Source organism: Streptomyces sp. NPDC050988 (assembly GCF_044456225.1).
GTDB lineage: Bacteria > Actinomycetota > Actinomycetes > Streptomycetales > Streptomycetaceae > Streptomyces.
Genome location: NZ_JBITFQ010000015.1, coordinates 1 through 21,330, shown reverse-complemented (window position 1 = coordinate 21,330; position 21,330 = coordinate 1). Strand labels below are relative to the sequence as shown.

Genomic DNA, 21,330 nt, shown 5'->3' with positions numbered 1-21,330 from the left:
TCTCAGCTCGTACAGGTGGTCGAGACCATCGCGTTCGAGTCGTCGGCGACGTTCGGATCGTCGACCGCGTTCGGGTTCGGGTCTTCGGCCATCGGATGATCGTGCTCATGGAGCGAGGGGTTGGGATGGCGGGAGAGCGTGTGCGGTGGGGCGTGCTGGCGACCGGTGGGATCGCCGGGGCGTTCACGGCGGATCTGATCGATCTGCCGGACGCCGAGGTGGTCGCGGTGGCGTCGCGCACCGAGGAGTCTGCGAAGGCGTTCGCGGAGCGGTTCGGGATACCCCGGGCGTACGGCGACTGGGAGAGCCTCGCGGCGGACGAGGACGTGGATGTCGTGTACGTCGCGACTCCGCACTCGGCGCACCGGGCGGCGGCCGGGCTCTGTCTCGAGGCGGGCCGGAACGTGCTGTGCGAGAAGGCCTTCACGCTGAACTCGCGCGAGGCCGAGGAGTTGGTCGGCCTCGCGAAGGAGCGCGGGAGCTTCCTGATGGAGGCCATGTGGATGTACTGCAACCCGCTGATCCGGCGCTTGAAGGCGCTGGTCGACGAGGGGGCGATCGGTGAGGTCCGCACGGTCCAGGCCGACTTCGGTCTTTCGGGGCCCTTCCCTCCCACCCACCGGCTGCGCGATCCGGCGCAGGGCGGCGGCGCGCTGCTCGACCTGGGTGTCTATCCGGTGTCGTTCGCGCACCTGTTGCTCGGTGAGCCCTCGGAGGTGATGGCGAGAGCGGTGCTCTCCGACGAGAGCGTCGATCTCCAGACGGGAATGCTGCTCTCCTGGGAGAGCGGTGCTCTCGCTTCGTTGCACTGCTCTCTGGTGGGCGGCACGTCGACCTCCGCCTCCGTCACCGGATCCGAGGGCCGTATCGACATCCCGTCCGGCTTCTTCCACGCCGACCGCTTCGTACTGCACCGCGACGGCCGCGACCCACAGGAGTTCACCGCGAGCGCGACCGACGGAACCCGGGCCAGTCTCAAGCACGAGGCCATAGAGGTCATGCGCTGCCTCCGCGCCGGCGAGACCGAGTCCCCCCTGGTCCCCCTCGACGGCACCCTGGCAGTAATGCGAACGCTGGACGCGGTACGGGACCGCGTCGGCGTCACGTATCCGGGCGAGGTGGCGCCCCTTTAGGGGCGCGGGGAACTGCGCAGTCTTTTGGCTTTCAGGGGCGCGGGGAACTGCGCGCCCAGCCACGACCGACCCGCACCCGACGAGCCACCCGCAGTCCCCCACTCCTCCCACCGCAGGCACTACACCGGCTTCAACCCCTGATCCCCCACCTCGGTGACAAACGACGCGGCGGTCGTGATCGCAGCCCCAGGCGTGGTCACGGCAGCCACCGTCTTGAAGTCCACCCGAGCCAGTTCCCGCCCGAGGCGAACCGTCGAATACCCCCGGTGCCCGTTGTAGTGCTTCATGTGCGGGTTGGCGGCAAGGTAACCGGCCCAGTTGGCGGGCCGGGCGGCCCCGTTCTGCCCACTGGTGACCGACGTGGCGACGATCTCCGTACCCAGCGTCCGCGACCCCGGGTCGGCGAAGTCCTGCTTGATGTCGAAGGCGTACGACACATGGACGTCGCCGGTGAGCACCATCAGGTTCTCCACACCGGCGGCCTCGGCGCCCGCGAGGAGCCGCCGGCGTGAGGCCGGGTAGCCGTCCCAGGCGTCCATGCTGAGGGTGGTGTTGCCGGCGGTGGCGTGGTTGCGGCGGGCGAAGACGACCTGCTGCGGTACGACGTTCCACAGCGCGTTCGACCGCTTCCAGCCGTCGGTCAGCCAGCGCTCCTGGGCGAGCCCCGGCAGGGTCTGCGACTCGGCCTCCGACTCGGGGGTGGGCGTCTTCCAGCCGTCGCCGTTCGCCTGGTCGGTGCGGTACTGCCGGGTGTCGAGGATGTCGAACTGCGCGAGCCGCCCCCAGTTCAGACGGCGGTAGAGCCGCATGTCGGCACCCTCGGGTCGCTGCGGGTGACGCAGCGGCAGGTTCTCCCAGTACGAGCGGTACGCGGCGGCGCGGCGCAGCAGGAACTCCTCCGGCGGTACGTCGTTCTCGGGGATGTCGTCCGCATAGTTGTTCTCGGTCTCGTGGTCGTCCCAGGTGACGACGAAGGGGTGCACGGCGTGCACGGCCTGCAGGTCGGGGTCGGTCTTGTAGAGGGCGTACCGCAGCCGGTAGTCCTCCAGCGTGATCGTCTCCCGGTTGAATATGTCGGGCAGCACGCGGTCGGTGTAATTGCGCACGCCGCCGACGGAGTTGACCGCGTACTCGTACAGGTAGTCGCCGACATGGAAGACCACGTCGACGTCGTCCTCGGCAAGATGGCCGAACGGGGTGAAGTACCCGTCGTGGTACGCCTGGCAGGAGACCACGGCCAGCGTCAGTTCGGAGACGTCCGAGCGGGACGAGGGCGCGGTGCGTGTACGGGCGGTCTCGCTGACCCAACTGCCCACGCGGAAGCGGTAGTAGAAGACCCGGTCGGAGTCGAGGTGGCCGACCTCGACGTGTACGGAGTGGTGGAACTCGGGGTGGGCGACGGCGGCGCCGCGTCTGACGATGTGTCTGAAGCGTTCGTCGCGGGCCAACTCCCAGCGTACGACGACGCGTTGTGCCGGCAGACCGGAGTCGGCCTGGAACGGAGAGGGTGCGAGACGGGTCCACAGCAGCACGGAGGTGGCCTGCGGGTCGCCGGAGGCGACGCCGAGCGTGAAGGGGTCGTCGGTGATCTTCGCCGCGTCGAGTTCCGCGGCTCCTGCCACGCCCGCGGTCGGCAAGTTGGTGGCGAAGGCGAGCGCGGCGGCCGCGCCGGTGACGGTGAGGAAACGGCGGCGTCCGAGGTGACGGGCGGCGGCGCGGAGTTCGGGGGCGTGCTGCGACTGTTGCTGGTTGCCTGCGAGTGTCATCTGGCCCTCCCCTGACTGTTGTTGTACTAGGTATTGGAGTGATCAGATTCGACGCCGGACTGTCACGTACACACCAGTCAGATGTCGGACAGATGAGATTCGCGTGGCGGAAGATCGCCCGTCCTCACGTACGCTGCTGGGCCATGAACGCCAAGGGAACGAAGATCGCGGTCGTGACGGGAGCGGGCTCGGGGATCGGCCGGGCCGTGGCCGTGGAACTGCTGCGCACCGGCTGGTCGGTGGCGCTCGCGGGCCGCCGCGCGGAGCGCCTGGAGGAGACCGCGGCGCTCGCGGAGACGGCACGGCAGGGGCTGCCGGGGCAGCCGGCCGCGAAGGACAGCACGTCCTTGTGTGTGCGCACCGATGTCTCGCACCCCGACGAGGTGGCCGCGCTCTTCGCCGCCGTACGGGAGCACTTCGGGCGGCTGGACCTCCTCTTCAACAACGCGGGCACCTTCGGCCCGGGCGGAGTTCCGTTCGAGGAGCTGCCGTACGAGGCCTGGCGGCATGTGGTCGGCACCAACCTCGACGGGGCGTTCCTGTGCGCGCAGGCGGCGTACCGGCAGATGAAGGAGCAGGATCCGCAGGGCGGCCGGATCATCAACAACGGCTCGATCTCGGCCCATACGCCACGCCCGCACTCGGCCGCGTACACGGCGAGCAAGCACGCGCTGACCGGCCTCACGAAGTCGCTGTCGCTGGACGGGCGGCCCTACCGGATCGCCTGCGGGCAGATCGACATCGGCAACGCGGCGACGGACATGACCGAGCGGATGCAGACGGGGGCGCTGCAGGCGAACGGGGAGGTGGTGGCCGAGCCGGTGATGGATGTGGCGGACGTGGCTCGTACGGTGCGGCACATGGCGGCGTTGCCGCTTGAGGCGAATGTGCAGTTCGCGACGGTTCTCGCTACCGCCATGCCGTACGTGGGGCGGGGGTAGGCCGCCGCCGGCCGTACGGAGGGTGCGGTTGTACGTGGCTGGTCGCGCGGTTCCCCGCGCCCCTTCGGGGGCCCAGCCAATCTGCACAAACGGAATACTCCCCTCCGGACCATACCTGCCGGTAGGCGGCCTATGCTCGACACTCCTCCACCAGAACTTCACACTTGGAGCACAGGACTTCCGTGCCACACCTCTGGGGGGAGGCGGCAGCCGTTCCGACGGTTCGGGTGGGGGGATTCCGCGTGGGACCGCGGGATTGCGACCCGGGCCACGGAACGGCTGCCCATCAATCCGGGTGAGAGCCCGTGCGTCCGCAGTTCAGCGGCCCAGGACCTCGTCGATCTCGGCCAACTGCCCTGCCCTGAGCGGGCCTTGTGCGAGTGCGCCCGCGTTCTCCTCGGCCTGTGCGACCGAGCGGAAGCCGGGGATGGGCACGGTGCGCGGGCTACGGGCCCACAGCCAGGCGAGGGCGCCCTGGGCGAGCGTACGGCCGTCGCTGGTGAGGACGGACCGGAGGGCGTCGACGCGTGCGAGCCACTCGGGGTCGGCGCCGCCGCCGTCGCTGAAGCCCGGGAGCCAGGCGGGCGGCCTGCTGCGGATGTCGCCCGCTTCGAGGGGCTGGCCGGGCCCGCGGCTGCCGGTCAGCAACCCCATGGCCAGCGGGCTGCGGTTGATGCTCGCGAGCCCCGACTCCTCGCAGAGCGCGAGCATTTCGGGTGCGTCCTGGAGGACGTTGAGGCGGTGCTGCACGGCCGCGCAGTGCTCGCCCTCGGCGAATACCGCGGCCCGCTCGGGGTCGTCGGTGCTCCAGGCGTACGCACGGACGAGTCCCTCGCGGACGAACTCCTCGCAGATGTCCCGGAGTTGGGCGGCACGCTCCGGGTCGGCCTCGGAGATGTGGAGCTGGTAGAGGTCGATGTGGTCGGTGTCCAGCCGTCGCAGTGAGGCGATCAGCGCGCGTCGGGCGTACTCCGGGGAGTCGTCGCTGCCCACGGCGAGCCTGCGCTCCTCGTCGATGACGTTGCCCCACTTGGTCGCGACGACGACATCGGCCCGCCGCTTGCCGAGCGCCCGCGCGAGGACACGCTCGCTGTGCCCGGTGCCGTACGCGTCCGCCGTGTCGAAGAAGGTGACGCCGAGATCGAGGGCGCGACGGATCGCCCGTACGGACTCGTCGTCGTCGACCTTGCCCCAGCCCAGGGGCTGCCCGTCGGGTCTCGTCCACTCGCCGCCGATGGCCCAACAGCCGAAACCGAGGGCGCTCACCTCGATACCGCTGCGCCCCAGAGTCCTGCGTCCGTCGTCGTTCCGCGTGCTTCCGTTGCTCTCCATGCCCATGGACGCTAGGAGTTGGAGTGCACACGAGGGCAAGACCGCGGGAGCACGACCGCAGTGCACGACCGCGGAGCAAGACCGCAGGGCAAGACCACAGGGGGGGCAGGACTCCGACGGCCGAATCGCCGCGGTCGCTACGCCTGGCCGGTCTCGAAGCGGGAGATCCTGCCGCCGCCGTCGACGGTGAAGCTCCACCGCGTCCGCATCTCGCCCCAGGCGTCGTTGCTGTAGCGGGCGAGGAGGGCGAGGCCGCCGTCCGACTCGTTGTCGACCTCCATATGGCCGTGGGAGTCGAAGATCTCCCGTTCGGTCCACTCGTCGAGGTCGCGGTCCGAACCGTCGTCGGACATGGTCGCGCCGGGCGCGAGGACGGCCCGGAAGGCGTCCCGGTCATGGGCGTTCACGGCGCTGACGAACTCCCGGACGGCCGGGTTGCTCAGCTTGGCTACCTGAATCGTCATGGACGTCAGACTCACACCGCCCGGCCGCCCCCGCCACCCGAACGGCGGCGCGGGCCGGCACCCGGGCGACCGTTCGGTGCGACGGTGGGCAGGCGGCGTACGAGACAACAGGCGCCGTTCGCGTGAGAACGGCCGACCGGGACGCCGGTCGGGACACCAGCCGGGACATCCGAGGAGTGACGAGAACCGTGACCTCTTTCGACCGACGCGACCTGGGACTGCTGCTGCTCCGCCTCGCCACGGGCGGGGTGCTCGCGGCGCACGGGACGCAGAAGCTCTTCGGCTGGTTCGGCGGGGGCGGGCTCTCCGGGACCGGCCAGTTCATGGAGTCCGTGGGGTACGCGCCCGGCAGGGCGAGCGCGGCCGCGGCGGGCCTGGCGGAGGCGGGCGGCGGCACGCTCCTCGCGCTGGGCCTCGCGACCCCGGCGGCCGGCGCCGCCGCGGCCGGTGCGATGGCGGGCGCGTCGGCGGTGCACGCCCCGAACGGCTTCTTCAACCAGAGTGGCGGCTACGAGCATGCCGCGTCCCTGGGCCTCGCGGCGGCGGGCCTCGCCGTCACGGGTCCCGGCCGGCTCTCGCTGGACCACGCCCTCGGCCACGCGGTCGACCGCGGCTGGATGGTGCCGGTCGCCCTCGCGGGCACGGCGGCCGCGACGCTGGCCGTCGTGGGGCTCCGCTGCGAGCGGCTGCGCAGCGGAAGAAGCGAACGGGAGGGCGAGCAGGGGGAGTTGTTCGACGAGGACAGCATGTCGTACAGCGGCTAGGAGGGCTTGGGATCTCCTTGGACTGCTTGGGCCGCCCGGGACTTCTCGGGAGCGGCTTGGAGCCGCTTGCCACAGGGACCGTCACCGGCACCCGCCCTGGTGCGGCCGGGCCCGTGACACGCTGACCGTCATGAGCGACGACGATCTCTGGGAGTCCATCGACCGTCTCCAGGACCGGCTGGCGAGTGCCCAGCCGGCCCGCCCGCCCCAAGAGGCCCTGCTCCTGCGGATGTTGAAGCTTTCGGAGGAGGTCGGCGAGGTCGCCGAGGCGGTGATCGGCGCCACCGGGCAGAACCCGCGCAAGGGCGTGTCCCACACGTGGGACGACGTCCGGTCCGAGCTGTGCGACGTGATCATCACGGCCGCGGTGGCCCTGCGGACGCTGACGCCGGAGACTCGCGAGGTGTTCGCCGCGCACCTGGCACGCGTGACGGACCGCTCGCTCGACCCGGGGCCGTAGCGCTCCGCGCGGGAAGTTCCGTGCGGGAGATGTCGTATCCCGCCTGTCCGGCCTGCGGGTGAACGCCGGCCGGTTCGCCCGGATCGCCGAGGAAGCGGGCCGGCCTCAGGACGGGTCTCCGTAGCGGGCGGCGATCGCGGCGGCGCGGTCGTGCAGGGAGGTGCGCAGCGACTGCAGTGCCAGGGCTTCCGCGTCCCTGCCGAGCTGCCACAGTGCCCACTCGGCGTGGCGGGAGTCCTGGAAGGTCACCTCCAGCCGCAGCCGGCCGTCCGCGTCGGGTTCCTCCGCGCGGACGGCCAGCGCGGTGTCCAGCAGGCATCGACCCCGCGGCAGGCAGTGGTCGTCCGGTGCGACGACCTCACCCAATCCCGCGTCGCGCGAGGCCCCCGCGCGACCTCCATGGCCGCCGCTTCGACGCGACGGTTCAAGTGATCGGCCCGCCTCGCAGACCCCGTTCCAGCCCCTGGCCCGGGCCTCGGCAAACCCCGCCCGCGTACGCCCGCGCCGACGTACGCGGGCATACGCGGGCATACGCGGGCGTACGCGCTTACCGGCCCGACGTACGTGGATTCGCCTACGCGGACGTACGTGTGAAGGCGAGCGTCGCCGTGACGGTGGTCAGGCCGCGGATCATGCCCATCTGGTTCCAGCCCATGCCGAACTGTTCCCGGTCCACGGTGAACTCGGCGGTGAGCGTGACCGCGGAGGCGGTCGCGCCGGTGACGCGGGCGGTGACGGACTGCGGGCGGCTGATGCCACGGACGGTCAGCTGACCGGATATCTCGACGGTGTCGTCCTGCCGGACCATGGCGTCGCGGACCGCGAAGACGAGGGAGGGGTGCCGGTCGGCGTCGAAGAAGTCGCCGCCGCGCAGGTGCTCGTCGCGCTTGCGGTTCTTGGTGTCCAGGGACGCGGCGTCCAGGGTGATCGTGCCGCGGGCGGTGCCGTCGGGCTGGACCTCGCCCTCGCCGATGACGCCGCCGAAGGCGCCCTTCACGGCGACCATGCCCCACATCGTCCTGTGCTTGATGGCGACGGTGGTGCGGGCGGGGTCGAGCTGCCACAAGCCTGTTTCCACGGCGACGGTCATGGGACTTCTCCTGACGCTTTCGAATGACGGTTTCGAACGATCGACTCAGTAATCCAAATTTGGATGACCCCACGCTAGCCGATTATCTAAAATTGAACAACAGGTAGACTTGGGGACTATGGCCGACTCCCCCTCCCCCGCCGACCAGCCCGAACGTGAGCCGACGGGCGGCGACGGGCTGCCGGCAGGTGACGCCGGGCTGCTGCCGGCGGAGCTGCGGGCCTGGATGCGGCTGCTGGCCGCGGCCGGGGCGATCGAGCAGTCGCTGCGCTCACGGGTCAAGGACGCCATGGGGATCTCGCACGACGAGTTCCTGGTGCTGTGCCTACTGGCCGACCAGCCCGGCTCCAGCCTGCGGATGACCCGGATCGCGGAGTTGCTGGGGCGCCCGAAGACGCGGCTGACCTACCAGGTCGCCTGCTTGCAGCACGCGGGGCTGATCAGCAAGAACTCGGCGTGCGGCGACCGGCGCGGCATCGAGGTGACCCTCACGGACAAGGCCCGCCGCCTGCTGAGCGAGTCCTCGCGCCCCCTGGCCGACGCGGTCTCCGAGGCCATCGCGCAGACGGCCTGTGCCCAGCGGTACGCGCAACTGCACGACCTGCTGCCGGTGCCGCCGGTCCCCGGGGCCGAGGGCCACGCCACCGAGAAGCCGAAGCAGCAGTAGCCGTAGCCATAGTGGCCCTGGTGGCCTTGGTGGCCTTGGTGGCCTTGGTGGCCGAACAGTGAGGGGCTGTGATGTCCGGGGCACCCCCACACCACAGCCCCTCGCCCTCTTCAGGTACGTACCGGTCAGAAGCCGGGAAACACCTTGCGCAGGTCGTCCAGCGTCACGCCGTCCCCGGCGAGGGTCACACCCTCGGGCGTGTTCGCGGGCGCGTGGCGGCCCGTGACGAGCCGGAGCCACCACTCCGCCGGTGTGCTGAGCACGGCGTCGGGCTCGGCCGGTTCGTCGGTGAGCGCGACCGCGTCGCCCAGGTCCAGCCCGAACGACCGCTCGGGGGAGGTGGTGCGGACTGCGACGCGGACGTGCCGGCCGCCAAGAGTGTCGGCCTTGCCGACGAAGCCTATGAGCATGCCGACCTGGTCGAGAAGCGGCTCGGTCGCCGCCCGCGCCAGGCCCACGGTCCGGTCGAAGGCGACCTCCACGTCCCAGGAGTGGTTGGCGAACTCGCTGAGCCGCATGCCCGCGGCGGTGGCCACGTCCACGGGCGCGGGCAGGAACCCGAGGTCGATCCGCAGGTCCTGACGCGTCCGCGCGTCGAGACCCTCATAGGCGCGCACCAGCGCCTCGTTGGAGGCGACGAACCCCTCGGCCTGCTCGGCCGGGGACATCGCGTCCCAGCGCGCCCACACGGACTTGTTGAAGTCCATGTCCTTGGGCCCGGTGCCGCTCAGCGCGCCTTCAAGGGCGGCCCGGCCTATCTCCGCGCCACTGCCGAGGTGGCTGAGCACCTGGGCAACGGTCCACTCCGATGCCCCGGAGGGCCGGTCGAGGTCTGCGGCGGCGAGGCCGTGCACGACGGTGGTGAGGTAGTCGTGTCCGCTGCGCAGAGCGTCGATGATCCGGTCGGCACGTTCTGTCATGTGTCTCAACTCCGAGGAGATGGGGGTGATTTGGCGGCGCGGTTCGGGCCACATTCACGGGTACGGGCCGGACAAGGCCCCGTACCCGTGCGAGAGACGGGCGACCTCACACAGCGGTCCGGAACGACCGCTTCGAGAAGCCCGTCATGCAGCCGTCGACGCCAGTGCTCACCGGCCGGTCGGCGCTCGGGCCGGAGCCCAGGGCGACGAACAGCGGGATGCAGTGGTCAACAGCCGGATGGGCGTGCGGCATTCCGGGCGCCGGATCCGGAACACCGCGAGTTCGTCGACGTCACCGCGGGCGAGCGCGTCACCGACCCGGGCGTCGAAGTGCGATGACCGGCCCGGCGGCTGACCCGTCGTCAGCATCTCGCGGGTGGTGAGCGGCAGCCCGTGGGTCATGAACCCCGACCCGATCACAAGGACCCCTTGTCACCCAGCGGGTACATCGCCGTCAGCGGCACCCACGCCCCGCGGCCGAGCCCCCGGGAAGAGTGCCGGCGGAGGGCTTCACCCGGCCGGGCCCGCCTCCGAAGAGCGGCTCGCCCCGCCTTAACTTGAACCTTCAAGATGTAGACATACCGTAAGTCCATTCCATTTGAACCGTCAATCAATGTCGAGCCTCGCGGGCGCCTGCCGGAAGAGCCGCAGGGGGACGGCCGCGGCCAGCGTCCGGTAGCCCTCCGGGTTGAGGTGCAGCCAGTCCCCGTCGTGCAGGGTGGGGAGCAGTCGGCGCGGGTCCTGCGGGTCACGGACGGCACGGTCGAGGTCGATGACCGCGTCGAACGTCCCGCTCGTACGGATCCATGAGTTGACCGCCTGCCGGGCCGACTCGCGGTGCCCGTCGGGGTCGTCGTACATCGTGTTGCCGCCGAACGGCGTCAGCGTGGCCCCGTACACCCGGATGCCCTGCGCGTGCGCGCGGACCACGATCTGCTCGTACGCGGCGGTCAGTTCGGCGGTGACGCTCCGCTGGGCGGCCGGGGTGGCCGCGGCGGTGCCGATGTCGTTGACCCCCTCGAAGACGACCAGCCAGGAGACGCCACTGCGGGACAGGACGTCGCGGTCGAGGCGGGCGAGGACGTTGGGACCGAGGCCGTCGTTGAGGACGCGGTTGCCGCCCGCCGCCTGGTTGAGGACCGCGACGTCCTCGGTCGCGCCCTGGGCGCGCAGCCGGTCCAGGAACCGGTCCGGCCAGCGGTTGTTCCCGTTGGTGGTGGAACCCCGGCCGTCGGTCAGCGAGTCACCGAGGACGGCGACCGCCGCGGTGCCGCGCCCGGAGAGCACCTCGACATCGCTGAGCAGATACCAGTGGTTGACCGGGGTCGCGTCCGGCAGGTCCAAGTCCCTTGTGCGGTCGGCCTTCTGGAGGTACGAGGTGGTGCGTGATCCCGGGTGCGAGGTGAGCGCGAGGGAGGGCTGGCCCTCGGCCAGGTAGGCGGTCACGGTCAGGTTCGAGCCCGGCCGGAGGTCGAAGTCCAGTGCGTCCGAGACGACTTGGGCCCCGGCGGGCACGGTCGCCGGCCCACGCCCGCCGAAGGTCACCCGCCGCAGGGTGCCGGGCTCGATCGCGGCGACCCCGGCCCGTCCGTCGAGCGGGAGCGCCACGGTCACCGTCGTGAGCGGCAGCGCGGTGTCGCCGAAGGCGTTGGAGAACCGCAGCCGCACACGCTCGCCCCCGGTCGAGACACGCACCGTCTGCCGCAGCGTCGTGTCGGCCAGGACGGCACGGTCCTCGGTGAACGGCGGGGGCGGCATGTTTCCCGGTTCGGTGAGCTGCGGCATCGCGGTCCAGGTGTTGACCCAGTGCCGGGCAGCGGACGACGACACCGGGCGGCCGGCGTCCCCTTCCCCACCCCGGACCCCCTCGGCCAGGGCCACCAGCGCGGACGAGGTGACGACGAGGGCGAGGATGAGGACGAAGGGGGTGAGCAGACGGGTGATCAGGCGGACGAACGGGGCTCTTCTGGGCGTGGACGGCTTCGCGGGCATGCTGCCTCCTCCGGAGCGGGCGGGATCCCTGGTGGCCGAGGACACACCTCCGGCCACCAGGATGTGACGGGACGTCAAAACAACAACTGATGGCCCGTCAACTCACTGTGCAGACCGCCCCGTTGAGGCTGAACCCGGTCGGGGCCGCGCTGTTGCCGCCGTGATTCGCCTGATATCCGATGCCGACGCTCGCGTTCGGCGCGATCGTGCCGTTGTACGTGGCGTTGGTGGCGGCGACCGCCCCGCTCGCCGGGGTGTAGGTGGCACCCCAGCCGTTGGTGATGGTCTGCCCGGAGGGCAGGGTGAAGGCCAGCTTCCAGCCGTCGATGCGGGCGGTGCCGGTGTTGGTGATCGTCACGGAGCCGGTCAGTCCCGTACTCCACGCGTTGGTCGTGACGCTCACCTTGCAGGCGCCGGGCTGGGGCCCGGGCCCGGGGCCCGAGCCGTCCAGGCCGAAGAACGTGAGCACCCGGGCCGCCATGCCGTACGCGTACAGGTTGTGGCCGACGCCCTGGAGGCTGATGGCCTCGACGGGAGCCCGGTCACCGGTGGAGCCGTACCGGGTGCGGGTCCAGCCGGCCTGGGGTGAGTCCGTGGCGGCCGGGGTCTGGCCGACGCCCAGCACATTGGTCCACTGCTTGATCTCCTCCCCGAAGTTGGGGTAGCGCAGGACGTCGTCCTCGGTGCCGTGCCACACCTGCATCCGCGGCCGGGGACCGGTGTAGCCCGGGTAGGCGGTGCGGACGAGGTTGCCCCACTCCTGCGGGGTGCGGATCACGGTGCCGCCGGAGCACGCGCTGTTCCACTCGGAGCCGTCGGTGGTGGCGAAGCAGCCGAACGGTACGCCCGAGAACGCGGCGCCGGCCGCGAACACGTCGGGGTAGTCGCCCAGCAGGACGTTCGTCATCATCGCGCCGGAGGAGATGCCGGTGGCGAAGACGCGGCCGGTGTCCGCGGAGTAGGTGCGCGTCACCCAGTCGACCATCGACTTGATGCCGACGGGGTCGCTGCCGCCGCCCCGCCTCAGCGCCTGCGGCGAGGACACGTCGAAGCACTTGCTGGCACGGGTGACGGACGGGTAGACGACGATGAACCCGTAGCGGTCGGCGAGCGAGGCGTACTCGGTTCCGGAGTACATCGCCGGACCGGATCCCGTGCAGTAGTGGACGGCCACGACGATCGCGGGGTTCGCGGTGACGCTGTCCGGCACGTACAGGTACATCCGCAGGTTGCTGGGGTTGGTGCCGAAGTCGGTGACCTCGGTGAGTGCGGCGGTCGGTGCGGCCGCAGGCGCCGCGGTGGGAGCGGCGGTCGACACCGCGGCGGGTGCGGCCGCGCGGGCCTCCGCCCCGGACGTGGTCGGCTCCGTGCGGGCCGCGGCCCCGGGTGCGCCGAGAAGCAGGGTCGCGAGCAGGGACACGAGCACCCCGAAGAGCACTGCGAGCCCCGAACGCGACGGTCTCCTCACGGTGTTGCTGCTGCCAGTGGCGGACATGTCCGTCCCTTCCGGATCGCGGCTCGTGGGGAGGACGCGATGGAGTGGTGGCGTGATGGAGCGACACCATGCGACGGGGCCGGCCGCATGGCATGACCATGACTGTCGTGGAAGCGCTCCCACAGCGGGAGACCGAAACCGGCCACTGCGCAACACGCGAACCCGCCGCGCACTCTCGCTCGCAGACCGTTGCGCGTTCGCCCTCGCGGGCATAAGTTACCGAGAGGTAACCTCACGAGGGAGTCATCATGCCCATACTCGACCGCCAGGACGACGTCTTCGTACTCGACCTCGGGGACGGCGAGAACCGCTTCCACCCCGACTGGATCGCCTCGGTCGGCTCCGCCCTGGACGAGGTCGAGAAGGCGGAGGGGCCGCGCGCCCTGGTGACCGCCGCGACCGGCAAGTTCTACTCCAGCGGCCTCGACCTGGACTGGCTGTTCGCGCACGCCGACCGGCAACAGGAGTACGTCAGCAGCGTCCAGGAGCTGTTCGCGCGGATGCTGTCCCTGCCCGTGATCACGGTGGCCGCCCTCCAGGGGCACACCTTCGCGGCCGGCGCGATGTTCTCGCTGGCCCACGACTTCCGCGTGATGCGCGCCGACCGCGGCTTCTGGTGTCTGCCCGAGGCCGACATCAACATCCCCTTCACACCGGGCATGTCCGCGCTGATCCAGTCCCGGCTGACCCCGCAGACCGCGCACGAGGCCATGACCACGGCCCGCCGGTACGGGGGCGGCGACGCCCTCGCCGCCGCCCTCGTCGACCGCGCGGTGGACGAGGACGCCGTACGCGCGACCGCCGTGGAACTCGCCCGGGCCCAGGTGGGCAAGGCCGGCCCGACCCTCGGCACCATCAAGTCCCGTATGTACGAGCCCGTCCTCACGACCCTGCGGAACCGGGACAACCCCCTCGGCTGAGCCTCAGACGGCGGCCCAGCCGTTGTCGACCGGCAGGATGACGCCGTTGATGTTGCTGGCGGCGTCGGAGGCGAGGAAGACGATGGCCGCCGCCTGCTCGTCGGCGTCCGCCGCGCGGCCGATGTTGCCCCGGTAGCCCATGATCACGGACGGGCCGAGGGCATCCCTGTCCGCCTGGACCTGGATGCCCGTCACCGTGCCGCCCGGGGCGATGGCGTTGGTCCGTACGCCCTTGTCCCGGTACATCACGGCGAGCGACTTGGTCAGACCGGCGACGCCGTGCTTCGAGGCGGTGTACGCGGCGCCGGCCGCGCTGCCGCGCAGGGACGCCTCGGACGCGGTGAACACGATCGCGCCCTTGCCATTCGCGAGGAGGTGGGGCAACGCGGCACGGGTGAGCAGGAACGGCGCGGTGAGGTTGATCCGCAGGACGCGCTCCCACTCGTCGTCGTCCGTGTCCCCCGCGGCGGACATCCGGTCCATGATGCCCGCGTTGTTGACCAGTACGTCGATGCCGCCGAAGGTGTCCACGGCGGTGGCGACGACCTGGTCGACGGTCTCCTGCTCGCTGAGGTCCCCGACCACGGTGACCGCGGTACCGCCCGCCGCGGCGATCGCCTCGACGACCTCCTTGGCACCGTCGGCGTTGAGGTCGGCGAGGACGACACGGGCGCCCTCCGCCGCGAAGCGCAGGGCGGCGGCGCGGCCGATGCCGGAGCCGGCCCCGGTGACGACGACCGACTTGCCCGACAGGCCTGTGCTGGTGCTCATGGCTGGTTCTCCCTCGGAGTGTTCCCGGGCCCGGGGGTCGTGGCCCGGCGTACATGCGCGGCGATCAGGGCGTACACGCCCCTCGCCGCTTCGGCGTCCTTCTGGTCGTAGCCGTGGTCGGCGCCGGGGACGTCGTAGTGGTCGAGCAGCGCACCGGCCTCGCGCAGCCGCCCGGCGTACCGGACGCCCTCCGCCCGCAGGAGGTCGTACTCCGCGGTGACGACGAAGGCCGGGGCGATGCCCGTGAGATCCGCGGTGTCCGACGGATGGGCGGGCGAGACCAGGGGGTTGGTGCGCCGCCGCGGGTCCGGCACGTACGCGGAGTCGAAGACGTCCGCCATCCAGGGGCGCAGCATCGGCTTAGCGATGGCGGCACGCTTGTCGCGGGCGTCGGTCGCGAGATCCAGGGGCGGGTAGTGGAGGACCTGGAGCGCGATGGACGGGGCGCCGGCGCTCCCGTTCCCCTCTTCGCCTCCGGCCGACGGGACTTGGCCGGCTCGGCGGGCCTCCAGTGCCTGGCGGGCCACCGCCGCCGCGAGGCCGCCGCCCGCGCTCTGGCCGCCCACCGTGAGCCGGCCGCCGTCCCAGCCGTGCTCCGCGCCGTGCCCGGCGACCCACCGGACGATCTCGTACGCCTGATGGGGCGGGGCGGGAAACGGATGCTGGGGAGCGACGACGTAGTCAACGTTGACCACCGCGACGCCCGCTTCCGCGGCGAGGAAACGGCACAGGGGGTCGTCGAGGTCGATCGGCGGGAGGACGTAGCCACCGCCGTGGAAGTTGACGTGCACAGGTGGGGCCGAGGTCGGGCCGGAGCCCGTGTCGGGCAGGTAGACGACCGCGCGGGCCGGGCCGGCCGAGGTCTGGACGGTCAGCTCGCGGATGTTCCTCGGGTACTCCGGATAGCGGCTGAGCAGGGAGGACGCGATACGCCGGTCCGCCAGGGCGGTGACACGCTGCAGCGCCCTGGCGGCCAGGGAGGCCATCGTCGGCCGGGCGAGAAAGGACATGACGGCTCCGTTCGGTGGACCCCCGTCACTATCCATCATATGTCGGTTAACCAACAAGTGACGGAAAGGATACGCTCACAGAATGCCCGCGCGTCCCATGGATCCCCGTACCCGCCGTTCCCGCTCCGCCCTGGAGAGCGCCCTGCGCGAACTCATCGCCGAGCGGGACCTCAGCCAGATCTCGGTCTCGGACATCACCAAACGCGCGGGCGTCAACCGGTCGACGTTCTACGAGCACTACACCGACGTGCACGACCTGGCCGCCGCCTCGTGCACGACGGTCTTCGACGAGTTGGTGGCGGCCAGCCCCGCGGCGGTCCCGCAGGCCACCCCCGACGGCGGCCCCCCGGACAACCCCCTGCCGGACCTGTTCGCGCACGTGGCCGAACATGCTCCCCTCTACCGGGCCCTGCTCGGCGACGACGGCAGCGCGCGGGTCATCAACCACCTGCTCCAGCGCATGACGGTGACCGCGCACATCAGCCGGGGCCCGGCCCAGGACACCGGACCGTCCGAGGCGTCCGTCCCCGCCGACGGGGCCGTACCGCCCTCGCCCCTCGCCGACGACCAGGTGGCCACCGGCGGCCCCCCGCACGACCCAGCGGCCGCGTTCGTGGCGGGAGCCGTGCTCGGCAGCGTCGTCGACTGGCTGCGCCACGACTGCCCCGGCACCCCGGAGGAGATGGGCGCCGCCCTCTGGCCGCTGCTCATCGGAATCGCGGCGGCGGCCGGCTGGGAGACCGAGCGGCCGGGATCCCCGGCGGCCGGCTAGCCGTGCGCCGAGGCTCTTGTTCCTGGGGAGCCGGAGTGCTTGTTCCTGGGGATGAGGGCGGAGTAGTACCCCGGTACTACTCCGCCCCGCCGTTTTCGCATCTCCGGTGCCGCAGGCGGCCGGGATTCCCTTCCTAGCGTGAGACACGGGTCGCGCAGGCCCTCATCTCCGTCTCGACGCACTCTGCTGGGAGCAATTCCGTGGCCACCTTCCTCTACCGGCTGGGCCGGTTCTCGTTCAGGCGACGACGGCTCGTCCTGATGCTGTGGATCGCGGTCCTGGCCGCCGTCGGCATAGGCGCGGCCGGCGTGTCCACCAGCACGTCGGACACCTTCGCCATCCCCGGCACCCAGTCCCAGAAGGCGCTGGACCTCCTGGAGAAGGAGTTCCCCCAGGCGTCGGCCGACGGGGCCACCGCACGCGTGGTGTTCGAGGCGCCCGACGGGCAGAAGCTGACGTCCGCGGCGCACAAGGCCGAGGTCGAGTCCCTGGTCTCCGACCTGAAGTCGGCGTCCCAGGTGGCGAACGTCGCCGACCCGTACACCGGCGGCACCGTCAGCAAGGACGGCTCCGTCGCCTACGCCCAGGTGACCTACAAGGTCGTCCCGGCCGACGTCACCGACGCCGCCCGCGCCGACCTGGAGCACGTCGCCGAACAGGGCGAACGGGCCGGTCTCGCAGTCAGCATGGGCGGGACGGCCGTCGCCGAGGAGTCCCACCAGAGCACGGCCGAACTGATCGGCATCGTGATCGCCGCCCTGGTCATGGTCATCACCTTCGGCTCGCTGGTCGCGGCCGGACTGCCGCTGCTGACCGCGCTCTTCGGCGTGATCGCGGCGATCTGCGGGATCACCGTGGCCGGCGCGTTCATCGACCTGAGCTCCAACACCAGCACGCTGGCGCTGATGCTGGGCCTCGCGGTTGCCATCGACTACGCCCTGTTCATCGTCTCCCGCTACCGGGGTGAGCTGAAGGAGGGCCACGATCCGGAGGAGGCCGCGGGGCGCGCTCTGGGCACCGCCGGATCGGCCGTGGTGTTCGCCGGGCTGACCGTGGTCATCGCACTGGCCGGACTCAGCGTCATCGGCATCAAGATCCTCAGCGACATCGGCCTCGGCGCCGCGTTCGCGGTCGTCGTCGCCGTGGTCATCGCGCTCACCCTGCTGCCCGCGATGCTCGGTTTCGCCGGCAGGCGGATCTCGACCGGGAAGCTCAAGACCCGCCGTATGCGGGCGGTCGAGCGCGGCGAGCGCGAGCCGATGGGTGTGCGCTGGTCGCGGTTCGTCCTGCGCAACCCGGTGAAGGTCCTCGGAGTCTCGGTGGCCGGCCTGCTCCTGCTCGCCGTCCCGGCCCTGTCGCTGCAACTCGGCATGCCCAGCGACGAGACGGCCACCCCCGGCAGCACCCAGCGCACCGCCTACGACACCGTCACCGACGGCTTCGGGGCCGGCTACAACGGGCCGCTGACCGTGGTCGTCGACGCCCGGGGCAGCGACGATCCCAAGGCCGCCGCCCAGGACGCGGTGACCCTGCTCGGCGATCTGCCCGACATCGCCTCCGTCAGCCCCGCATCGTTCAACGAGACCGGTGACGTGGCCCTGATCCGCGCCGTCCCCGGCTCCTCCCCCACCAGCGAGGACACGGTCGGCCTCGTGTCCGACATCCGCGACCGGGGCGCGGCCCTGCACGACGACACCGGCGCCGAACTGATGGTCACCGGCACCACCGCCCTCAACATCGACATCTCCGGCAAGCTGAACGACGCCCTGATCCCGTACCTGTGCGTGGTCGTAGGCCTCGCGCTGATCCTCCTCATGCTGGTGTTCCGCTCGATCCTCGTACCGCTCAAGGCCGCTGCGGGCTTCCTGCTCAGCGTCCTCGCCACGCTCGGTGTCGTCGTCGCCGTCTTCCAGTGGGGCTGGCTCGCGGACGTCTTCGGCGTCGACCAGACCGGCCCGATCGTGAGCGTGCTGCCGATCTTCATGGTCGGCGTGGTGTTCGGCCTCGCGATGGACTACCAGGTCTTCCTCGTCACCCGGATGCGGGAGGAGTACGTCCACGGGGCCGAGCCGAGGGAAGCGGTGATCGCCGGCTTCCGGCACGGGGCCCGTGTCGTCACGGCCGCCGCGGTCATCATGATCTCCGTGTTCGCCGGGTTCCTGTTCAGCGACACCGCACTGATCAAGTCGATCGGCCTGGGCCTCGCCGCGGCCGTGTTCCTCGACGCCTTCGTCGTACGGATGACCATCGTCCCCGCGGTCATGGCCCTGCTCGGCCGCCGCGCCTGGGCACTGCCCGGCCGGCTGGACCGGATACTGCCCAACGTGGACGTCGAGGGCGAGAAGCTGCGGCACCTGCTGGCGGCGGACGCCGAGAAGTCGGAGGCCGAGAAGGCGGGGCCCGAGGGCGAGGGGATCTCCGAGCCGGCCCGCACCGGCAAGGGCTGAGACGATCCGCACCGGCATGGCCGAGCCGTCCCGGTCGGCCGGGGCCGAGGCGCCCTCGTTTGGCGAGCCCCGTCGACGGGGCCTCGTCGACGAGGCCGAGCCGGTCGCTGCGGGCCACGGCTCGGCTGTCGCCACCGGCCGCGACTCGGCTGTCCGCACCGGCCGGGCCTCATCCGTCGGCCGTACGATCCCAGCAGGGCGTACAGCGCACACCGACCGCCCACCCGGCCCTGCCCCTTGGCCCTGCCCCCCTTGGCCCCGCCCGCCGGTCCCACTCCCCCGGGGACCGGCGGGCGGCCCCCGCAACGAGAGGCCGTCAGGACGTGACCGCACCAACCGCTCCCGGGCGCGGGACATCGGCTCCTTCCACCACGCCCGAGACCCTGCTGGGCGAGACGCACCGGAACTCGGACGTCGCGGTCCTGCAGTGGCTCATCAGGGCGAGGCAGGCAGACCTGGACCACCCCTCGGTCAGGCGCTGGGTGGTGCCGGTCATCTGCGCCGGACTCGGTATCCCGAGCGTGCGGGACGCGGCGAACGGCATCGGCCCCCCGGCGCAGACGTTGCTGGTGCTCATCGTCGCGTTCTGTGTCCCGCTGCTGTGGCGGCAGCAGCGCCCCGTCCTGGTCTTCGCCCTCACCTCCGTCGTCTCCTCGGTGGCCCTCGCCCTGGACGCCGACTCGGGCGCGGAGGCCGCGCGGATCGTGGCACTGCTCAACGTGGGGCGCAGCGTCAGGCCCGCCCAGCTGGCGGTCTGTCTGGGGATCGCCGTCGCGCAGACGACCGTGGCGGTGGTCGTCCGCAGCGCCGGCCAGCCGAACGAGCAGTTCCTGCAGACGCCTGTGCTGGCGATCGTGCAGTCGGCCCTCATCGCGGCGGTCGCTGCGGCGGGCCTGGTCGGCCGGGTCGTGAACGCGTACATCAGGGCCCTGCACGAACGCGCCGTCCGCCTGGAGGTGGAGCGCGACCAGCGGGCCCGCCTCGCCGCCGCCGCCGAACGCGCCCGTGTCGCCCGGGAGATGCACGACATCCTCGGCCACACCCTCGCCGTGATCGTCGGCCTCGCGGGCGGCGCCGCGGGACTCACCGAGACGAAACCGAAGAGGGGCGCGGAGACCCTGCGCATCATCGCCGACAGCGGCCGCGGCGCCCTGGCCGAACTGCGCCGCCTGCTGGCCGTCATCGGCGAGGAACGCGACGCCGAGGACGGCAGCCCCCTCGCCCCGCAGCCGGGCCTCGCCGACCTCGACCCCCTCCTCGAACGCGTCCGCGGCGCGGGCCCCACCGTCACCCTGCACACCCGGGGCGCCCTCACCGATCTCGCCCCCGGCCTCCAACTGGCCGTCTACCGCGTGGTCCAGGAGTCCCTGACCAACACCCTCAAACACGCGGCGTCCGATACGACGGTCCGCGTCACCCTCACCACCGAGGACACGTCCGTACACGCGAGGGTCGAGGACGCGGGACCACCCAGTACCCCGCACTCCCACGCCCCGCGGGCCGAGGGTCGCGGCCTGGTGGGCATGCGCGAACGGGCGGCGCTGTACGGGGGAAACGTCACCGCGGGCCCGAACACACACGGCGGCTGGACGGTGGAAGCCCACTTCCGGACCACCACCACGCCACCCCCGCCACACACCGCACCCACGGAGAAGCGTCCCGCATGACGACTGTCCTCATCGTCGACGACCAGGCCCTGCAACGTCTCGGCTTCAGCATGCTCCTGGAGCAGCACCCCGACCTGACGGTGGTCGGCGAGGCCACCCACGGCGCCGAGGCGGTCCGCATGACCGCCGAACTGCGCCCCGACGTCGTACTGATGGACGTACGCATGCCGGGCATGGACGGCATCGAGGCCACCCGCCGCATCGTGGAGTCGGGCGGCCGCTCGAGAGTCCTGGTCCTCACCACCTTCGACCTGGACGAATACGCGTACGCGGCCCTGCGCGCCGGAGCCAGCGGCTTCCTCCTGAAGGACGCCCTCCCCGACGAACTGACGGCAGGCATCCGGGCGGTGGCCTCCGGCGACGCGGTCATCGCCCCCGGCCTGACCCGCAAACTCATCGACGCCTTCTCCGCCCACCTCCCCGGCACCACCCCCGCCCAGGACCGCCAACTCACCGCCCTCACAACCCGCGAACGCGAGGTCCTGACAGCCATCGCCACGGGTTGGTCCAACGCCGAGATCGCCAACCGCTTCTCCCTGGCCGAATCCACGGTCAAGTCCCACGTCAGCCACATCCTGGCGAAGATCGGGGCGCGGGATCGGGTTCAGGCGGTGATCTTTGCTTAGACGTCATCTCATTTGGCGAGTCTGCGGTAGCAAATGAGGGTGCAGGCGATGCTCGTGAAGGCCAGGAAGTGCTCGGCTTTGCGCTCGTAGCGT

General features: G+C 71.4%; 20 protein-coding genes and 1 pseudogene. 10 read left to right on the top strand and 11 right to left on the bottom strand.

All coding sequences use genetic code 11. The annotated features are described in order from the left end of the window. Positions 1-125 precede the first annotated feature (125 nt). Entirely contained in the window at positions 126-1,133 is a 1,008-nt protein-coding gene (locus ACIBEI_RS28435) for a Gfo/Idh/MocA family protein (RefSeq protein WP_398893090.1), read from the top strand. Between the two features lie 119 nt (positions 1,134-1,252). Here the strand turns inward: ACIBEI_RS28435 and ACIBEI_RS28430 are convergent, their stop codons facing one another. Further along, on the bottom strand, positions 1,253-2,899 hold the full coding sequence (locus ACIBEI_RS28430) for an alkaline phosphatase D family protein (RefSeq protein ID WP_398893089.1): 1,647 nt from the start codon (positions 2,897-2,899) through the stop codon (positions 1,253-1,255). Between the two features lie 143 nt (positions 2,900-3,042). Between ACIBEI_RS28430 and ACIBEI_RS28425 the strand changes: the two genes are divergently transcribed. Continuing rightward, complete coding sequence (locus tag ACIBEI_RS28425) at positions 3,043-3,840, top strand: SDR family oxidoreductase (protein ID WP_398893088.1); 798 nt, start codon at positions 3,043-3,045, stop codon at positions 3,838-3,840. A gap of 318 nt (positions 3,841-4,158) precedes the next feature. Here the strand turns inward: ACIBEI_RS28425 and ACIBEI_RS28420 are convergent, their stop codons facing one another. Together ACIBEI_RS28420 and ACIBEI_RS28415 are read right to left on the bottom strand one after the other, a co-directional pair. Further along, on the bottom strand, positions 4,159-5,172 hold the full coding sequence (locus ACIBEI_RS28420) for an aldo/keto reductase (RefSeq protein WP_398893087.1): 1,014 nt from the start codon (positions 5,170-5,172) through the stop codon (positions 4,159-4,161). Between the two features lie 137 nt (positions 5,173-5,309). After that, a complete protein-coding gene (locus tag ACIBEI_RS28415) occupies positions 5,310-5,636 on the bottom strand; it encodes a nuclear transport factor 2 family protein (RefSeq protein ID WP_398893086.1) in 327 nt (108 codons plus the stop codon). A 188-nt stretch (positions 5,637-5,824) separates the two neighbouring features. Here ACIBEI_RS28415 and ACIBEI_RS28410 point away from each other — a divergent pair, with 188 nt between their 5' ends. Both ACIBEI_RS28410 and ACIBEI_RS28405 read left to right on the top strand, forming a co-directional pair. Continuing rightward, positions 5,825-6,400, top strand: a complete 576-nt coding sequence (locus tag ACIBEI_RS28410) for a DoxX family membrane protein (protein WP_398893085.1) — start codon at positions 5,825-5,827, stop codon at positions 6,398-6,400. A gap of 130 nt (positions 6,401-6,530) precedes the next feature. Next, entirely contained in the window at positions 6,531-6,860 is a 330-nt protein-coding gene (locus tag ACIBEI_RS28405; protein WP_398893084.1) for a MazG-like family protein, read from the top strand. Positions 6,861-6,965: 105 nt separating this feature from the next. On the opposite strand, the pseudogene ACIBEI_RS28400 reads toward ACIBEI_RS28405, so the two are convergent. Continuing rightward, positions 6,966-7,175 (bottom strand): annotated as a pseudogene (locus ACIBEI_RS28400) (WYL domain-containing protein); the annotation flags it as partial. 259 nt (positions 7,176-7,434) lie between these two features. Beyond that, a complete protein-coding gene (locus ACIBEI_RS28395) occupies positions 7,435-7,950 on the bottom strand; it encodes a YceI family protein (protein ID WP_398893083.1) in 516 nt (171 codons plus the stop codon). A 118-nt stretch (positions 7,951-8,068) separates the two neighbouring features. Between ACIBEI_RS28395 and ACIBEI_RS28390 the strand changes: the two genes are divergently transcribed. Then, positions 8,069-8,617 (top strand): MarR family winged helix-turn-helix transcriptional regulator, encoded by a 549-nt coding sequence (locus ACIBEI_RS28390; RefSeq protein ID WP_398893082.1) that lies wholly within the window; start codon positions 8,069-8,071, stop codon positions 8,615-8,617. A gap of 125 nt (positions 8,618-8,742) precedes the next feature. Here the strand turns inward: ACIBEI_RS28390 and ACIBEI_RS28385 are convergent, their stop codons facing one another. The 4 genes from ACIBEI_RS28385 to ACIBEI_RS28370 form a co-directional block, all read right to left on the bottom strand. Next, entirely contained in the window at positions 8,743-9,537 is a 795-nt protein-coding gene (locus ACIBEI_RS28385) for a maleylpyruvate isomerase family mycothiol-dependent enzyme (RefSeq protein WP_398893081.1), read from the bottom strand. A gap of 168 nt (positions 9,538-9,705) precedes the next feature. Continuing rightward, entirely contained in the window at positions 9,706-9,939 is a 234-nt protein-coding gene (locus ACIBEI_RS28380; protein ID WP_398893080.1) for a hypothetical protein, read from the bottom strand. Between the two features lie 204 nt (positions 9,940-10,143). Further along, positions 10,144-11,529 (bottom strand): SGNH/GDSL hydrolase family protein, encoded by a 1,386-nt coding sequence (locus ACIBEI_RS28375; RefSeq protein WP_398893079.1) that lies wholly within the window; start codon positions 11,527-11,529, stop codon positions 10,144-10,146. A gap of 97 nt (positions 11,530-11,626) precedes the next feature. Next, positions 11,627-13,024: a PHB depolymerase family esterase gene (locus tag ACIBEI_RS28370; protein WP_398893078.1), complete on the bottom strand. Its 1,398-nt coding sequence runs from the start codon at positions 13,022-13,024 to the stop codon at positions 11,627-11,629. Between the two features lie 248 nt (positions 13,025-13,272). Here ACIBEI_RS28370 and ACIBEI_RS28365 point away from each other — a divergent pair, with 248 nt between their 5' ends. After that, complete coding sequence (locus tag ACIBEI_RS28365; protein WP_398893077.1) at positions 13,273-13,944, top strand: enoyl-CoA hydratase-related protein; 672 nt, start codon at positions 13,273-13,275, stop codon at positions 13,942-13,944. A gap of 3 nt (positions 13,945-13,947) precedes the next feature. Here the strand turns inward: ACIBEI_RS28365 and ACIBEI_RS28360 are convergent, their stop codons facing one another. Continuing rightward, positions 13,948-14,715 carry an SDR family NAD(P)-dependent oxidoreductase gene (locus ACIBEI_RS28360; RefSeq protein ID WP_398893076.1) on the bottom strand — a complete coding sequence of 256 codons (768 nt, stop codon included), beginning with the start codon at positions 14,713-14,715 and terminating at the stop codon, positions 13,948-13,950. Beyond that, positions 14,712-15,725 carry an alpha/beta hydrolase fold domain-containing protein gene (locus ACIBEI_RS28355; protein ID WP_398893075.1) on the bottom strand — a complete coding sequence of 338 codons (1,014 nt, stop codon included), beginning with the start codon at positions 15,723-15,725 and terminating at the stop codon, positions 14,712-14,714. Before ACIBEI_RS28355 ends, ACIBEI_RS28360 begins: the two co-directional genes overlap by 4 nt. Positions 15,726-15,807: 82 nt before the next feature. Between ACIBEI_RS28355 and ACIBEI_RS28350 the strand changes: the two genes are divergently transcribed. From ACIBEI_RS28350 to ACIBEI_RS28335, 4 genes are all read left to right on the top strand, one after another. Continuing rightward, positions 15,808-16,497: a TetR/AcrR family transcriptional regulator gene (locus ACIBEI_RS28350; RefSeq protein ID WP_398893074.1), complete on the top strand. Its 690-nt coding sequence runs from the start codon at positions 15,808-15,810 to the stop codon at positions 16,495-16,497. 200 nt (positions 16,498-16,697) lie between these two features. Then, complete coding sequence (locus tag ACIBEI_RS28345; RefSeq protein ID WP_398893073.1) at positions 16,698-18,944, top strand: MMPL family transporter; 2,247 nt, start codon at positions 16,698-16,700, stop codon at positions 18,942-18,944. A gap of 323 nt (positions 18,945-19,267) precedes the next feature. Beyond that, complete coding sequence (locus ACIBEI_RS28340; RefSeq protein WP_398893072.1) at positions 19,268-20,611, top strand: sensor histidine kinase; 1,344 nt, start codon at positions 19,268-19,270, stop codon at positions 20,609-20,611. Next, positions 20,608-21,237 carry a response regulator gene (locus ACIBEI_RS28335; protein ID WP_398893071.1) on the top strand — a complete coding sequence of 210 codons (630 nt, stop codon included), beginning with the start codon at positions 20,608-20,610 and terminating at the stop codon, positions 21,235-21,237. Before ACIBEI_RS28340 ends, ACIBEI_RS28335 begins: the two co-directional genes overlap by 4 nt. Positions 21,238-21,330: the final 93 nt, after the last annotated feature.

Excerpts from the sequence above, each read along its gene's own strand:
- ACIBEI_RS28435 (WP_398893090.1), top strand. The coding sequence starts at position 126 with ATGGCGGGAGAGCGTGTGCGGTGGGGCGTGCTGGCGACCGGTGGGATC.
- ACIBEI_RS28430 (WP_398893089.1), bottom strand. The coding sequence starts at position 2,899 with ATGACACTCGCAGGCAACCAGCAACAGTCGCAGCACGCCCCCGAACTC.
- ACIBEI_RS28425 (WP_398893088.1), top strand. The coding sequence starts at position 3,043 with ATGAACGCCAAGGGAACGAAGATCGCGGTCGTGACGGGAGCGGGCTCG.
- ACIBEI_RS28420 (WP_398893087.1), bottom strand. The coding sequence starts at position 5,172 with ATGGAGAGCAACGGAAGCACGCGGAACGACGACGGACGCAGGACTCTG.
- ACIBEI_RS28415 (WP_398893086.1), bottom strand. The coding sequence starts at position 5,636 with ATGACGATTCAGGTAGCCAAGCTGAGCAACCCGGCCGTCCGGGAGTTC.
- ACIBEI_RS28405 (WP_398893084.1), top strand. The coding sequence starts at position 6,531 with ATGAGCGACGACGATCTCTGGGAGTCCATCGACCGTCTCCAGGACCGG.
- ACIBEI_RS28395 (WP_398893083.1), bottom strand. The coding sequence starts at position 7,950 with ATGACCGTCGCCGTGGAAACAGGCTTGTGGCAGCTCGACCCCGCCCGC.
- ACIBEI_RS28390 (WP_398893082.1), top strand. The coding sequence starts at position 8,069 with ATGGCCGACTCCCCCTCCCCCGCCGACCAGCCCGAACGTGAGCCGACG.
- ACIBEI_RS28385 (WP_398893081.1), bottom strand. The coding sequence starts at position 9,537 with ATGACAGAACGTGCCGACCGGATCATCGACGCTCTGCGCAGCGGACAC.
- ACIBEI_RS28380 (WP_398893080.1), bottom strand. The coding sequence starts at position 9,939 with ATGACCCACGGGCTGCCGCTCACCACCCGCGAGATGCTGACGACGGGT.
- ACIBEI_RS28375 (WP_398893079.1), bottom strand. The coding sequence starts at position 11,529 with ATGCCCGCGAAGCCGTCCACGCCCAGAAGAGCCCCGTTCGTCCGCCTG.
- ACIBEI_RS28370 (WP_398893078.1), bottom strand. The coding sequence starts at position 13,024 with ATGTCCGCCACTGGCAGCAGCAACACCGTGAGGAGACCGTCGCGTTCG.
- ACIBEI_RS28365 (WP_398893077.1), top strand. The coding sequence starts at position 13,273 with ATGCCCATACTCGACCGCCAGGACGACGTCTTCGTACTCGACCTCGGG.
- ACIBEI_RS28360 (WP_398893076.1), bottom strand. The coding sequence starts at position 14,715 with ATGAGCACCAGCACAGGCCTGTCGGGCAAGTCGGTCGTCGTCACCGGG.
- ACIBEI_RS28355 (WP_398893075.1), bottom strand. The coding sequence starts at position 15,725 with ATGTCCTTTCTCGCCCGGCCGACGATGGCCTCCCTGGCCGCCAGGGCG.
- ACIBEI_RS28350 (WP_398893074.1), top strand. The coding sequence starts at position 15,808 with ATGCCCGCGCGTCCCATGGATCCCCGTACCCGCCGTTCCCGCTCCGCC.
- ACIBEI_RS28335 (WP_398893071.1), top strand. The coding sequence starts at position 20,608 with ATGACGACTGTCCTCATCGTCGACGACCAGGCCCTGCAACGTCTCGGC.